Annotated in this window: 12 protein-coding genes; 2 read left to right on the plus strand and 10 right to left on the minus strand. The window is 42.8% G+C overall.

The genetic code is table 11. The features are described from left to right. Positions 1–56: 56 nt before the first annotated feature. From BMY16_RS09745 to BMY16_RS09770, 6 genes are all read right to left on the minus strand, one after another. Positions 57–1,697, minus strand: coding sequence for a site-specific integrase (locus BMY16_RS09745; protein ID WP_091842059.1), 1,641 nt, complete (start codon positions 1,695–1,697; stop codon positions 57–59). Between the two features lie 178 nt (positions 1,698–1,875). Continuing rightward, positions 1,876–2,352: a GAF domain-containing protein gene (locus BMY16_RS09750; RefSeq protein ID WP_091842061.1), complete on the minus strand. Its 477-nt coding sequence runs from the start codon at positions 2,350–2,352 to the stop codon at positions 1,876–1,878. Position 2,353: 1 nt separating this feature from the next. Further along, on the minus strand, positions 2,354–4,477 hold the full coding sequence (locus BMY16_RS09755; RefSeq protein WP_091842062.1) for a M3 family metallopeptidase: 2,124 nt from the start codon (positions 4,475–4,477) through the stop codon (positions 2,354–2,356). Positions 4,478–4,503: 26 nt separating this feature from the next. Continuing rightward, complete coding sequence (locus tag BMY16_RS09760; protein ID WP_244513020.1) at positions 4,504–5,910, minus strand: C1 family peptidase; 1,407 nt, start codon at positions 5,908–5,910, stop codon at positions 4,504–4,506. Between the two features lie 8 nt (positions 5,911–5,918). Continuing rightward, on the minus strand, positions 5,919–6,812 hold the full coding sequence (locus BMY16_RS09765; protein WP_091842065.1) for a M48 family metallopeptidase: 894 nt from the start codon (positions 6,810–6,812) through the stop codon (positions 5,919–5,921). Positions 6,813–6,939: 127 nt separating this feature from the next. After that, positions 6,940–7,302, minus strand: a complete 363-nt coding sequence (locus BMY16_RS09770; RefSeq protein WP_091842067.1) for a hypothetical protein — start codon at positions 7,300–7,302, stop codon at positions 6,940–6,942. A gap of 300 nt (positions 7,303–7,602) precedes the next feature. Here BMY16_RS09770 and BMY16_RS09775 point away from each other — a divergent pair, with 300 nt between their 5' ends. Both BMY16_RS09775 and aroC read left to right on the plus strand, forming a co-directional pair. Beyond that, positions 7,603–8,199: an FKBP-type peptidyl-prolyl cis-trans isomerase gene (locus BMY16_RS09775; protein WP_091842068.1), complete on the plus strand. Its 597-nt coding sequence runs from the start codon at positions 7,603–7,605 to the stop codon at positions 8,197–8,199. A 38-nt stretch (positions 8,200–8,237) separates the two neighbouring features. Then, a complete protein-coding gene (gene aroC, locus BMY16_RS09780; protein ID WP_091842070.1) occupies positions 8,238–9,311 on the plus strand; it encodes a chorismate synthase in 1,074 nt (357 codons plus the stop codon). Between the two features lie 198 nt (positions 9,312–9,509). Here the strand turns inward: aroC and BMY16_RS09785 are convergent, their stop codons facing one another. The 4 genes from BMY16_RS09785 to holA form a co-directional block, all read right to left on the minus strand. Next, positions 9,510–10,418 carry a dihydroorotate dehydrogenase gene (locus tag BMY16_RS09785; protein WP_091842071.1) on the minus strand — a complete coding sequence of 303 codons (909 nt, stop codon included), beginning with the start codon at positions 10,416–10,418 and terminating at the stop codon, positions 9,510–9,512. Then, the gene (locus tag BMY16_RS09790) at positions 10,406–11,179 is read right to left on the minus strand and encodes a dihydroorotate dehydrogenase electron transfer subunit (protein ID WP_091842073.1); all 774 of its coding nucleotides are present in this window, start codon (positions 11,177–11,179) and stop codon (positions 10,406–10,408) included. Before BMY16_RS09790 ends, BMY16_RS09785 begins: the two co-directional genes overlap by 13 nt. Positions 11,180–11,246: 67 nt before the next feature. Beyond that, a complete protein-coding gene (locus BMY16_RS09795) occupies positions 11,247–11,723 on the minus strand; it encodes a helix-turn-helix domain-containing protein (RefSeq protein WP_091842445.1) in 477 nt (158 codons plus the stop codon). A gap of 777 nt (positions 11,724–12,500) precedes the next feature. Continuing rightward, positions 12,501–13,529, minus strand: coding sequence for a DNA polymerase III subunit delta (gene holA / locus BMY16_RS09800; RefSeq protein WP_091842075.1), 1,029 nt, complete (start codon positions 13,527–13,529; stop codon positions 12,501–12,503). Positions 13,530–13,571: the final 42 nt, after the last annotated feature.

The raw sequence follows: 13,571 nt of genomic DNA on the forward strand, positions 1-13,571 counted from the left end.
TCATAGAAAAGAGACGTTAGGTTACAAGCCCCCCCCTAATCTAGTGGCTCGGATGCCTACCTTTCATTTTTCAACTTACTTAGTTCCTGTTCAATGTGTTCCTTTAACTGTCTCAATGCCTCTTTCCTTTGGTCTTTTTCTTTTGTATCTTGCTTTGGCAAAATAATTCCACTTTTGTTCTCTAAAAGTTCCCTATTCTTTTCGATATATTCGGTTCTTTCTTTTCTTCTTTGCTCTTTTCTTATTGAAGTAAATTCTTCATGTCCTGTTATAAAAGCCTTTTCATTGGCTTCAATTATCTTGTTCTTATCAAATGCCTTTAAGTACGTATCTATATCATTAGGATTACGACCCATATTTTGAGCTATCAGACCAACAGGTACATTAGAATGATAAAGATTTGATGCATAAGAATGCCGTGCCGAATAAAAGGTTATGTCATTGCTAATACCAGCTTTTTCTGCTACCCTTTTCAAATTAACATTTACTAGATATGTTGCATATTTCATCCTACCAAATTTCATATATTCATCATCATTGTCTTTATCATAGATAGGGAATACATATTCTTCCAGTTCATCATCATCCTCACAACCATTGACCCATGAACCGAATGGATTAAGAAAAGGAATTAATGATTGAGCCTCACACATGATACGAGTAGGATGGTTGGTCTTTTCTCTCTGAGTATTGATTTCATAATATTCTGTTACCTCTTTATTTGAGTTGGCATACTCAATATCGTGTTCTGCTGCATCTTCCATCCATTTCTTTTCATTCACTACTTTAACAATTTTCAAATCCTTCCTTTTCAATTTTGCCAAATCGACCAAAGCTAGACCTTGAAACATATAGGAACACAGAAATAGTGCCAATGAAAACTGTTCGGCATCAATCGGAGTTAATTTTGTAGTACCACGTGGCTTAAACCTTTGATTCCAATAATGAACCTTAGTCTTTTCTAAGTCTGGTCGTGGATTCATTCCTGTGAATCCGTATGTATTATAATAATATTGTATAAGAGAGCTGATTTCAGCAAGGCTTAGTGCCTTTTTCTTAGTTTGACAATTTAATCCAGATTTGCAATCATAATTTGTCATGGGCGATTCTTTGATGTATTCATGCTCTGCTGCATAGTTCAGCAATGCTTTAAGACAATCGAAGAATTTTCTAATAGAATTATCTTTGTATTTAGTCTTGAGATACTGCTTAAAATTATTTATCCAACCAATATTTAATTCAAATAATTCAATATCTTCATTCTCATTATAGCGTTTAATAATGTTTAGAAGTGTTCTATATCCAGTTGCAGTATTGTGCTTATGAGTGGTCTTGGAGAAATAATCAATCCTTTCTTCAAAAAGTGAAAATAACGTGTGCGTGGTGGGGGCTGCTTTTAAAACGGCTTTTATAATACTGCTGGCGGAATAGTCCTCCTTGCCTTCGACACTCAAAACATAACTATTTACTTTATCTATCTCGCTTCTGATTATTGTATTCATGTTTCGTGCCATTGGATGCCCCAATCTAACTTCTTGCTTATTCTCATTCCATAACTTTTCTGGGCACGACAAACCAAGGCTTTTGTATTTTCTTTGCCCATTATATGAAACTCTCAGCATAATGGGGTGTTCTCCATTTGCCAATGTCTTAGACAAATACAGAACAGCAGAAATAGTTGGTAGGTTTCTTTTCATATCCTTATATCAGTTTACACTACGGTTTACAAATATTTCAATAAAATCTGATTTTGGTTTACGTTTGCAAAGATACAAAAATTCCCTAACTAATTGATAGTTAGGGATATTAATTAATCTTAATTTTTTCTATTTGTTTCCATGACAGACGAACAGTATCTTATGTTTTTTCATGAACCTATATGATTGGAGAAAGGAGGCCACAGATGGTTTCCAGATACTGACGGTCTGTCTCATCGAATGTAGCAAGTTCCTTGCTGTCGATATCCAGGACAGCCCATACCTCCCCAGCTGACGACAAGACGGGCACAACAATCTCGGAACGTGAGAGGCTGCTACAGGCTATATGCCCAGGAAACAGCTCTACGTCAGGGACCACGAGCGTCTGACGCTGCTTCCACGCAGAACCACAGACACCTTTACCATAGGGGATATGCATACAAGCCACTGGTCCCTGGAAAGGACCAAGTACTAATTCCTGAACTCCAGAGTCAGCCTTTGGCATCACCCGATAGAAACCTGTCCAGAAAAAGTTCATGGTCTCATGAATGGCAGCGGCGATGTTTGCCATCACCGCTACCACATCAGTCTCTCCTTCAATCAGGCTCCGTATCTGCTCCGTAAGCAGACGGTATTTTTCTTCTTTTTCCTTCATGTTATAATCCTCTGGCTTTAAGCAGGCTGGATGCATCGGGTTGTGCCATGCCAGTGAAGTCGGTGAACATCTGCATGAGGTCACCCGTGTTACCACGACTCAGGATCTTGTCGCGCATATCCTGACCTGTAGCAGGATCAAGAGCACCACGCTTGGCAAAGACATCAGCGATATTGACAGCCAAGACCTCTGTCCAGAGGTAGCTATAGTAACCAGCAGCGTAGCCACCACCAAAAACATGGTTGAAGTAACTGGTACTGTAACGTGGAGGAATCTGCGGATTGAAGAGACCTATCTGGCGCAGAGCCTGAGTCTCGAATTCCGCAGCCTTTTCTGCCGTTGGAATATCCTTTGACGGCAACATATGCCATGCAAGGTCAAGACATGTGGCAGCAAGGTTCTCGCCCAGAGCATATGCTGTCTGGAAATTAATGCTCTTCAGCATACGTTCCTTAAGATCGGCAGGCATAGGCTCACCAGTCTCACAATGACGGGCATAGTGGTCGAAGATTTCCGGAATGGAGGCGAATGACTCATTGAACTGCGATGGCATCTCCACAAAGTCGCGAGCCACAGAGGTACCACTCAGGCGATTGTACTGACAATCGGAGAGAATACCGTGCAGGGCGTGGCCAAACTCATGGAACATCGTGGTTACCTCATCCCAAGTGAGCAGCGAAGGTTGCCCCTCAGGAGCCTTGGCGTTGTTACATACATTAAATATAATAGGTAATTGGTTCCACTGACGGCTCTGTTTGGCAAAACCGTCCATCCAGGCACCGCCTCGCTTAGTGGGACGGCGGAAATAATCACAGTAGAAGAGGGCCTTGGTCTTTCCATCCTTGTCGATAACCTCAAAAGCTTTCATGTCTGGATGGTAAAGAGGGATATCCGTACGTTCCTTGAAAGTAAGGCCATAGACACGGTTGGCAGCATAGAAGACACCATTGATCAGCACACTATCCACATTAAAATAGGGCTTTACCTCATCGTCGGAAACATTCAACAACTGTTTCTTCATCTTGGCAGAATAGTAGAAACGGTCGTAGGGCTGCAATTGGAAATCTGCACCTTCTGTCTGACGGGCGAAGTCTTCAATGGCCTTTGTCTCTGCATCAGCCTTCGGTGAATACTGACTAATCAGGTTCTTCAGGAAAGCATAGACGTTCTCAGGTGTCTTGGCCATCGTCTTCTCAAGTGAGTAAGCGGCATAGTTAGGATAGCCCATAATCTCTGCCTGCTCTGCACGCAACTTGGCGATCTCAGAAGCAATGGGGAAAGTATTCGATTGGCCCGTACCATCAGCACGATGAATGGAAGCCTCAAAGACACGCTTACGAAGATCGCGGTTATCGAGATTTGCCAGGATTGCTTGTTGGGTGGTGTTCACAATGACAATAGCATAAGGTGCCTTACCTCCCCTACTCTCTGCATCTTTCTGGCACTGCGCGATACCGGCCTCGCCAAGTCCTGCCAGATCTTCTTTCTTATCGACCCATACCACAGCATTGTTGGTAGCTTCCTGCAACTGGTCGCCCCACTGTTGCTGCAAATCAGAGATACGGAGATTGATTGCCTTCATGCGCTCCATCTTATCATCTGGCAACAGGGCTCCGTTGCGTACGAAATCCTTATAGATTTCCTCTAAGAGTTTCTGATCCTCTCCAGTCAACGTATCATGCTGTTTGTCATAAACCTGACGAATACGTTCAAAGAGCGGTTTATTAAAAGATATCTCATTCTCCAGTTCCGTCAACATCGGCTGAACCTTTTTCTCAATATCCCCTATTTCTGGGGTCTTTTCTGCCTCTGTCAGAGCAAAGAATATACGACTTACATGATCGAGCAAACGCCCACTCTCTTCATAGGCCAGAATGGTGTTCTCAAACGTAGCAGAATCCTCTGACTCCACAATCTTTTGAATATTATCACGTGTCTGCTGAATGGCTGTCTCGAAAGCCGGCAGATAGTCAGATGTCTGAATCTTACTGAAATCTGGTGCACCAAAAGCAATTGTGCTCTCCTGCAACAGAGGGTTCTCACGCTGAGCCTGCTGACAAGCACTAAACTGCATCGTCAGTGCCGATGCAACACCTATACTCATAAATATCTTCGTTATTTTCATTGTTTTCACCTTATTAATTATTGTCTTTATTCATCTGGCAAGAAGAGAGGATCCTCCGGCATTACCATAACAGGCTTAGAATCATAAGCCTTCAAGATGTTCTCGGGTACATATTTCTTATTAACCACAAGACGGAACATATACTCACGGAACCACTCAGCTGTCATAATCAGATAGCCTTTCTGACCAGAGTCTGCACCCCAGGAGTTCTCGACCTTCCACTTTACAGGTTTGCCGTCAGCATCAAGGTCAACGGCAGTAAGGGTCATGGCGTGGGTAGAACCGCTGTCGAAGGTAGAGATACGCTGGGCTTTGTCCATGCCAAAGGTTGTGCCAAAGACAGAGCCGTAGTCGAAATTGTCAAGAGAAGCATAACCACGCTTCCGATCAAGAAGCTTGCCTACATCGTAGGAGCTATACATCTTGCGACCATCTTTGAGTGACGCAATAGCAAGTTTTTCTATCTCCTCCATCGGAAGGTTCAGGTAACGCCAGTTTGTACCATCGTAGGTGTGGCGGTCGTACTCAACTTCATAGGTTTTATAATACTCTCGGCGAGGATCATTCATCACCATAATAAACGTACCATCGAGGGGAGCACCCACCACTTCCTGGTAGAAACTCAGAGGCGTATACTCCTTGGCTGCACCGAGGGTACGACCATTTTTATCCTTAAAAGCATAGGTAAACTTATCCACGGGCTTGCCAAGAGTCAGTTCAAGCATGTGATAGATCTGAGCCAACATCTTGGTCTTTTCCTTTTGAATAGCTGCCGGACTCTGCTTCTTGGCAACCATCTCACGAAGCTGGAGACCATACTCACGCAACTTAGACGAAATCAGACTACGGGCCTTTGAGGTGTTCTCACTGGTGAATGTCTCAGGCTGGACATCAGAAGGTACAAGACCATATTTGGGGGCAAGGTCGGCTACACCACAGAAAGTGCCACCATCGCCAATAGGCGACTTGAAGAAAAAGCGCACTCGCTCATCATCAATGGGCTTTTTGCCAGTATCTATCACACCCTGCAACATAAGATTTGACTTCTCTAACTGATCCCAGAAAAAGAGATATGCCTGTGAAAATTCAATAGCAACAGAGTCGGCCTTAGCCATATAATTCGAACGTAACACGTTGAAACCGCTAAACATCCAGCAACGACCCGATGACTTCTGATTAGTAATACTCTGCTTTCGGGTCTCAATACTGAAGTTTGAATCGATAGGCTTGGCAGCCACCTGATAGTTCTTGGCCAGAGCATCAATACTCATGCCGGCAATGGCATTAGCAAGTACTTTTTCCTTGGCACAGGACTGATGCGCTTTCTGGAACTCCTGAAGCATGTCAGGAGAGATACCTCCATTTTTTGTCTGTGCCTGAGCAGTCAACATGCAGGCAGCAGCCATCAGAAACGATATTGACAATCTTTTCATATACCTAATTATTTCTTGGTTTTCTTAGTTGTTACCGATTTCTTAGTAGTGGTTGTTGTCTTCTTGGTTGTCGTAACAGCCTTAGCAGTAGACTGCGGCTTATAGTATTTCAGTGCTTCAGGCAACCAACCCTGAATATTCTTAATGCGGGTGGCATCAGAAGGATGGTCGCTCAGAAATTCTGAGGTCTGATTTTTGTTTGAGGCCGCCATACGCTGCCAGAAAGAAAGTGCTGCGTTAGGATCATAGCCAGCCATCGCTGCAAAAATAAGTCCCATATGATCGGCCTCGTTTTCATGATTACGCGAATAACTTAGATTCTTGAAGTTGAAGCCCTGAGCCGCAATAGCCTGAATGATAGAGGTGGTATTGGCGCCCATGCCCAGGCCACCGAGAACGGCAGCTCCTATCTGGAGACCATACTGCTGCTTGATCTGGGTACTCATCTGCTCTGCGGAGTGACGGGCAACGGCATGAGCAATCTCATGGCCCAACACGATAGCGAGTGAAGGCTCATCCTGCGTGACAGGCAGTATACCTTCATAGACACAAATCAGTCCACCAGGCATACACCAGGCATTAACTTGGTTGTCCTGCACTAGGTTGAATGTCCACTTATAATACTGAAGATCATTCTGCAGACCTGCTGCCGTAAGGTAGCTGGTAACTGCATTGGCAAGATTCTGTCCTACCCGCTTTACCATTGCCGTATTGGCCTGATTGGTAGAGAGTTTGGCAGACTTCATGAAATCCTGATACTGTTGGGTAGAGAGGGAGAGAATGTCTCCGTCACTGACCATCAGATTCTGTTTACGTCCTGTAATGGGCACTGTGTTGGAAGTACCACAACTGACAAAAACAACAGCTACTAGAGATAAAATAAAAAGCTTAAAATTCTTCATATTGACTATATTTTTAGTTTCTGACTGCAAAGTAAGTAAAAATATTCGAGAATTGCAAATTTTAAGCATAAAAATAGAGGCATCCCTTGCGGAATGCCTCTTAAAAGACTACTAATAATTACTTTTCTTACTTGTTCAGACCACGATTCTTCATCGTAGCGTTCAGCAGGCGGAGGTAAGTACGCATCTGCTTGTCGTTAAGGACGTAGCGCATCCACTTCACATCGTTCTCGACAGCACGGTCAACGAGAGCCTTGCGATCGTTCTTGCCATACTGAGCAGCAAAAATCAGCTCAGCTGCGAAAGTGTGGTGAATGTTCTCTACGGCCTCTTTCTGGTCGTCAGCCAGCTCCAGTACATCAGAGAGCTTATTCATATTGATATTCAACTCATAAGCCTCTAAGTTGCTTACATTGGCTACGTTCTCACCTTCTGCAAATGCGGTTGTCATACTCAGCATTGCTACCATTGTCAAAATCATCTTTTTCATCTTTTTACCCTTTCTTTTTTACTCGAGCGGTGTGTTGAGCCGCCCTACCTTAATACTTAATTTTGTTATCCTTAATGTCTTTTGACGGTGCAAAGGTACGGCGTTTTTTGGTATTACGCAAACGTTTTAGTAAAATTGTGTGCGATAACAGCCCTTTTGTTGACACATATCAAAGAAATGTGGGAATAGCTCATTTTTCTTGTTTTTGAGATTATTTTGGCATATAAATCCCCATAAATTTGGTAGTTCGGACGTTTATTCGTAACTTTGCAGCCAATTATACATTATTATATATAAAGAATGGACAAAGCACAAAACAAGTTTATGTCGGTCGTATACCAATTGTATACGGTGGCCGACGGAGAGAATACATTGGAAGAACAGACGGGTAATGATCGTCCCTTTGAGTTTATCACAGGCTTCGGCGTGGCACTTGATGCTTTCGAACAGCAGGTGATGAATATGGAGAAGGGCTCATCTTTCGACTTTATCCTTCAGCCAGATCAGGCATTCGGTGCATATGACCCCGAGGGCGTTCACAAACTGCAGCGCGATGTATTTATGATTAACGGCCACTTTGACCATGAGAATATCTTCGAGGGGGCGGTCATCACGCTCATGGACAATGAGGACCACCAGTTTATGGCCAAAGTGAAAAAGATTGAGGAAGACGGTGTGACAATTGACACCAACCACCCTCTAGCTGGCAAGACCCTTAACTTCAAGGGAGAAATCAAGGAGAACCGCGATGCCACAGAAGAGGAGATACAGCACCTTATCAAGCATTTGACAGGTGGCTGCAGTGGTTGTGGGCATCATCATGGCGACGGCGAGTGTGGTGGATGTGGCGACCATCACGAGCACGGTGACGGTTGTGGCTGTGGACACTGTCATTAGGGAATTGAGAGTGAATAGTGCATTTTAAAGAGTGAGAAGTGAATACATTTGGTAACATATTCAGACTGACAACATTCGGTGAGAGCCATGGTGAAGCTATTGGCGGTGTCGTTGACGGCATGCCCGCTGGAATAGACATCGATTTAGATTTTATCCAGCAGGAATTAAATCGCCGTCGCCCAGGACAAAGCAAGATCACCACTTCCAGGCAGGAGGCGGATCAGGTAGAAATTCTCAGCGGAGTGTTTGAGGGGAAGTCAACGGGCTGTCCTATTGGCTTTCTTGTCCGAAATACCAACCACCATTCTCAGGATTATGAGAATATGCGCTGTTTGTTCCGTCCATCCCACGCCGATTATACCTATTATAATAAATATGGTATCCGAGACCATCGTGGCGGTGGACGTTCATCAGCCCGTATTACCATCAGCCGATGTGTAGGGGGAGCCTTTGCCAAACTTGTATTACGTCAGTTAGGTGTTTCTGTTCAGGCATATACCTCACAAGTTGGCTCCATTGCACTTGATCGTGATTACAGAAAATACGACTTATCCCTAACAGAAACAAATGCCGTACGCTGCCCAGATGCAGATAAGGCTCGCGAGATGAAAGCATTCATTACCCAGATGAAAGCCGAAGGCGACACCATTGGTGGCATTATTACCTGTGTAATCAAAGGCTGTCCGATAGGTATCGGAGAACCAGAATTTGGGAAATTACATGCGGCATTGGGAGCTGCCATGCTTAGTATCAATGCAGTTAAAGGTTTCGAATATGGAGAAGGTTTTGACGGTGTGACAGCCCGCGGCTCAGAGCAAAACGATGTATTCTGCTCACAAGAGGGACACATCACGACCCAAACAAATCATAGTGGAGGTATTCAAGGAGGCATCTCTAATGGTCAGGACATCTACTGCCGTATAGCTTTCAAGCCTGTAGCCACAATTCTAACAGAACAAGAGACTGTAGATATAGAAGGAAATGCCACTACTTTCAAGGCTCAAGGACGGCATGACCCATGCGTTTTGCCAAGAGCAGTTCCCATTGTCGAGTCAATGGCCTCCATGACTATTTTGGACTATATTTTGCTGAAAAAGGCCGTTATTTTATAGAAAACGCATTTTAATTGCAAAATAATGCAAAAAAAATTGGAACATTAGAAAAGTTGTTGTATATTTGCAACTGCATTCGCGGGATTTGTGAAAATCCTGAAATGCTTTAGTTAAGTCTAGTTTAGTTTTTGTGTTGGTTGGGGGCTGGCGATTGCCAGCCCCCAAATTTTGAATATAAAGTTAATAAAATAGGTGTGATCAGCTGATCACACCTATTATTTCTTCTACCGACTGACAGCCATGACCGTCTAGCCAGTCATTAATGCCATCACGCACCTTAATACTGACAGCAGGATCCAGGAAGTTGGCCGTTCCAATCTCGATGGCTGTAGCACCTGCCATGAGGAACTCTATGGCGTCCTTGGCAGAACAAATACCTCCTAGACCAATCACAGGAATCTTGACGGCCTTGGCCACCTGATAAACCATTCGTAATGCTACAGGCTTTACTGCAGGTCCGGAAAGACCGCCTGTACCTATTGACAACACTCTCTTGCGCTTTTCGATATCGATAGCCATACCCATCAAGGTGTTGATGAGCGAAACACTATCGGCCCCCTCTGCCTCAACGGAACGAGCAATCTCTGTAATATCTGTCACATTGGGAGAGAGCTTGACAATCAGCGTCTTATGATAGCGTTCACGAACGGCCTTAACCACGCTGGAGGCACCTGCACAAGTAACGCCAAAGGCCATTCCTCCATCTTTCACATTAGGACAGGAGATATTTAGTTCTATAGCTGGTATTTTATCCAAAGCGTCAATACGGGCAGCGCATTCGGCATAGTCTTCAGGAGAAGAACCGCTGACGTTGACAATCATATTCGTATCAATATCCTTAATCTGAGGATAAATATGTTCACAGAAATAGTCAACACCCTTATTTTGCAGACCGACACAGTTAAGCATTCCACTAGCAGTTTCGGCCATACGAGGATAATCATTACCCTCACGGGGCTTCAGGGTTGTACCCTTCACAATAATACCGCCAATACCGTCGAGCGGCATGAAATCAGCAAACTCAAGGCCATAGCCAAAGGTGCCAGAGGCCGTCATCACGGGATTCTTTAACGAGAGTTCACCAATCTTTACATTTAATCTTGCCATAACAATCTCTGAATATTAAACACGGGTCCGTCCTTACAAACACATAAATTGCCATCCACCGTCTTTTCCACACAACAAAGACAGGCTCCCAGGCCACAAGCCATCAAATTTTCAAGGGATACCTCACAATCAACACCATTCTGACGGGCAAAGCGGGCTACAGCTTTCATCATCGGTGTAGGACCACAGGTACTGATACGGTCGAATTGCTCCTGCTGAAGCAATGAATGATTCGTCACGAAGCCTTTCTCACCCTCACTACCATCCTCTGTTGTCACAAATACCCGTCCAAGCCTCTTAAATATATCCAGCATCAGCAGGTCTTTGGCAGAACGGGCACCAAGAAGGAAAGTAGGTTCTAAGCCTGATTCTTTCATCTTTGCTCCCATATAAAGCAGGGGAGCAACACCTACACCACCACCAACGAGCAAAATCTTCTCATTAGCTACAGCAGGAGTAAAGCCATTACCTAAAGGTAGAACACAATTGAGTGTATCGCCATCTTGGATACGAGCCAATTGACTGGTTCCCTCGCCAACCATAGCTACTAAAAGCCACAGCTCATTCTCTTTGTAATCCACCAAATTGATTGAAATCGGCCTACGAAGGAAAGTTGATGGCGATCCTTTAACCTGAACCTCCACAAATTGGCCAGGCAACATCTCCGGCAAAGGATTATCGTCAGTCAACTTGATGAGAACATAGCGTTCGTGAAGTCTCTCTACTGACTTAACTTTGAGGTCTAATATATACTTCTTCATATAAAAAAGGTACCTTTGTAACAAATGATGCTGCAAAGGTACGAAATTAACTTGATATTACCAAATGTTATTTCTTAGCAGGAACAAATGTATCCCACGTCTGATCATCGTAAAACACACGAATCTCGATAACACGACGTTGCGGTTTTTCAATAATTTTTACTTCATCTCGCACTATATCCGACCGTGTAGATTTTACACTATTGGTATTTTGCATTGGCAAAACACCATTTTGTGGGGTAGGAGATGATGACTGATCAAATTCGAAGGTGGGTGAGTTTGAAAAAAGTGATGGCGAAGACGTTGGTTCCGACTCTAAGACATCACTTTGTGAGGATACATACATATCACCAGAACCAAACATCAGCCAATCGATACTGATGTTAGGAATTTTCTTTTTTAGCGCTTCCACCACATTCAGAGTAGGGCGGGTACGACCGTTAAAGATACTACTTAAGGTTGCAGGTGCCAGTCCAATATAGTCGGCGAACTCCTGCTGAGTCATCTTCTGAGACTCCATAATTTGCCTGATTCGATCCTTCATGACTATCGCTATATGTTTAAGAGGCAATTTTGCCATTATTATTATCAGTTTACAAAGGTAAATCAATTTTTTGAAATAAACAACAATTTAAAAAAATATTTTGTTTTTTAAACTTTAAATTTATATTTTTATATTTCCAAATTCATATCTTAAGAATCTGAATATTTTGATTCGGAATTACAAATATAAATTTAGGAAGATAAATTTATACAAAGTAATCATAGAACCTAAAATGCTAATTATCTGACTATAAATAAAGTAATTAGAAGATGATTATTCTATAAATGGGATTTATACTTGTTGTTTATAACATAGAAGTATGAAATTATCAACCATTTTATAAGTATTTAAATATATACACTTGATTTACAAGCATTTATATGCAATATACACATTGTGCATATTTAGGAATATAAAAATCCAAATGACAAAAATCACATTTGCATATTTAAATTAATGATAATATATTTGTGTTTCGATACACAAATCCCCGTGATACAAATCCAAATTTACGCCATCATAATTTTACATTTACAAACATGAATACAAGAAATCAAATGTTATTGAATGTGAATACCAAAACACAGAAAGCTCAGAAAGTGAAAATACGTCATTTTTCGCAGAATCTGAACGACGGGACAGGAAGCCTGAAAAAACGCGAGTTTTGAGGGGGTATAAATCTCCTACAACCCCTGATTTTATCGGCATTTGGGCCTAAAAAAATAGCTCCTGAAAAGAGCTATTTTTAGAAATTCTAGAGTGAAAAATACCCCCAAATTAGTGCAAAATGTAAAAAATCAGTTCCTTCATTAGCTCTCCTGGAGGGGTATTAGGATTATCCAAGCCCTTACTTTTGGCATCTATTTCGCGTATCTTAGAAATAATATGCATCACTTTCATTCCAGTATAATTTCTCATGCCTATCATATAGTCCTTAGCAGCCCACGCCGATCTCAATTCCAGCCAATCAGCAACCGCTTCCTGACTCTTATTATTGGGCGCATAATAGGCAATCATCAGATTCTGGAAATAATTAAAGAGCATTGGGAGAAACAAGTAGATACTACCGACCTTCGGATTTTCGTCAAAATATTTTATTATCTGGTTTGCCTTGAATACATTTCGATTCACAATGGCATCACGAAGTTCAAAACTATTAAATTCCTTACTTACCCCAATTTGATCCTCCACTATCTGGGGGGTCACTCTCCTATCCTGCTCCGACAACGATAAAATGACTTTATCCAGTTCTCCTGTCAATCGGCTCAAGTCTGCACCGATGTTATCGGCAATCATTTGCGTTGATTTTGGATCAATACTTACTTTGCGAACCCTCAGATAGTTCTCGATGAAGGCCGGAAGGTCGCGATCACGCAGTTTTTTGCTCTCAAAAAGTACGCCTGCAGAAGAAATAGCCTTTACATATTCCTTCTTGCGACCATCAATCGTCCCATTTTTATGGCACATCACGAGAATAGTGGAGTTCATCGGAGCCTTATAATACCTCTCCAGAGCCTCAGTATTCTTAACGTTCTGTGCCTCTTTTACAATCAACACTTGAAACTCCGACATCATGGGGTAACGACGTGCTGCGTCAGCAATCTGCGAAGCTGTCACATCGGATCCAAAGAGGATTGTCTGGTTGAAATCGCGCTCTTCTGGCTGTAATACATGCTCAGCGATATAGTCGGCAATCTTATCGATATAATACGGCTCGTCCCCCATCAGATAATAGACAGGGGCATACTTCCGCGCCTCCAAATCACGCATAATACCCTCAAAACTTACATTTTTTGCTTCAGCCATGACGCTATTTCATTTTTTATTCGTACTTTTGCCTGCAAAGTT

Origin of the sequence: Prevotella sp. ne3005 (assembly GCF_900110085.1) — a bacterium.
In the GTDB taxonomy this organism is placed as follows: domain Bacteria; phylum Bacteroidota; class Bacteroidia; order Bacteroidales; family Bacteroidaceae; genus Prevotella.

Bases quoted from the DNA above. Each gene is read 5' to 3' on its own strand.
- BMY16_RS09745 (WP_091842059.1), bottom strand. From the start codon at position 1,697: ATGAAAAGAAACCTACCAACTATTTCTGCTGTTCTGTATTTGTCTAAG.
- BMY16_RS09750 (WP_091842061.1), bottom strand. From the start codon at position 2,352: ATGAAGGAAAAAGAAGAAAAATACCGTCTGCTTACGGAGCAGATACGG.
- BMY16_RS09755 (WP_091842062.1), bottom strand. From the start codon at position 4,477: ATGAAAATAACGAAGATATTTATGAGTATAGGTGTTGCATCGGCACTG.
- BMY16_RS09760 (WP_244513020.1), bottom strand. From the start codon at position 5,910: ATGAAAAGATTGTCAATATCGTTTCTGATGGCTGCTGCCTGCATGTTG.
- BMY16_RS09765 (WP_091842065.1), bottom strand. From the start codon at position 6,812: ATGAAGAATTTTAAGCTTTTTATTTTATCTCTAGTAGCTGTTGTTTTT.
- BMY16_RS09770 (WP_091842067.1), bottom strand. From the start codon at position 7,302: ATGAAAAAGATGATTTTGACAATGGTAGCAATGCTGAGTATGACAACC.
- BMY16_RS09775 (WP_091842068.1), top strand. From the start codon at position 7,603: ATGGACAAAGCACAAAACAAGTTTATGTCGGTCGTATACCAATTGTAT.
- BMY16_RS09785 (WP_091842071.1), bottom strand. From the start codon at position 10,418: ATGGCAAGATTAAATGTAAAGATTGGTGAACTCTCGTTAAAGAATCCC.
- BMY16_RS09790 (WP_091842073.1), bottom strand. From the start codon at position 11,179: ATGAAGAAGTATATATTAGACCTCAAAGTTAAGTCAGTAGAGAGACTT.
- BMY16_RS09795 (WP_091842445.1), bottom strand. From the start codon at position 11,723: ATGAAGGATCGAATCAGGCAAATTATGGAGTCTCAGAAGATGACTCAG.
- holA (WP_091842075.1), bottom strand. From the start codon at position 13,529: ATGGCTGAAGCAAAAAATGTAAGTTTTGAGGGTATTATGCGTGATTTG.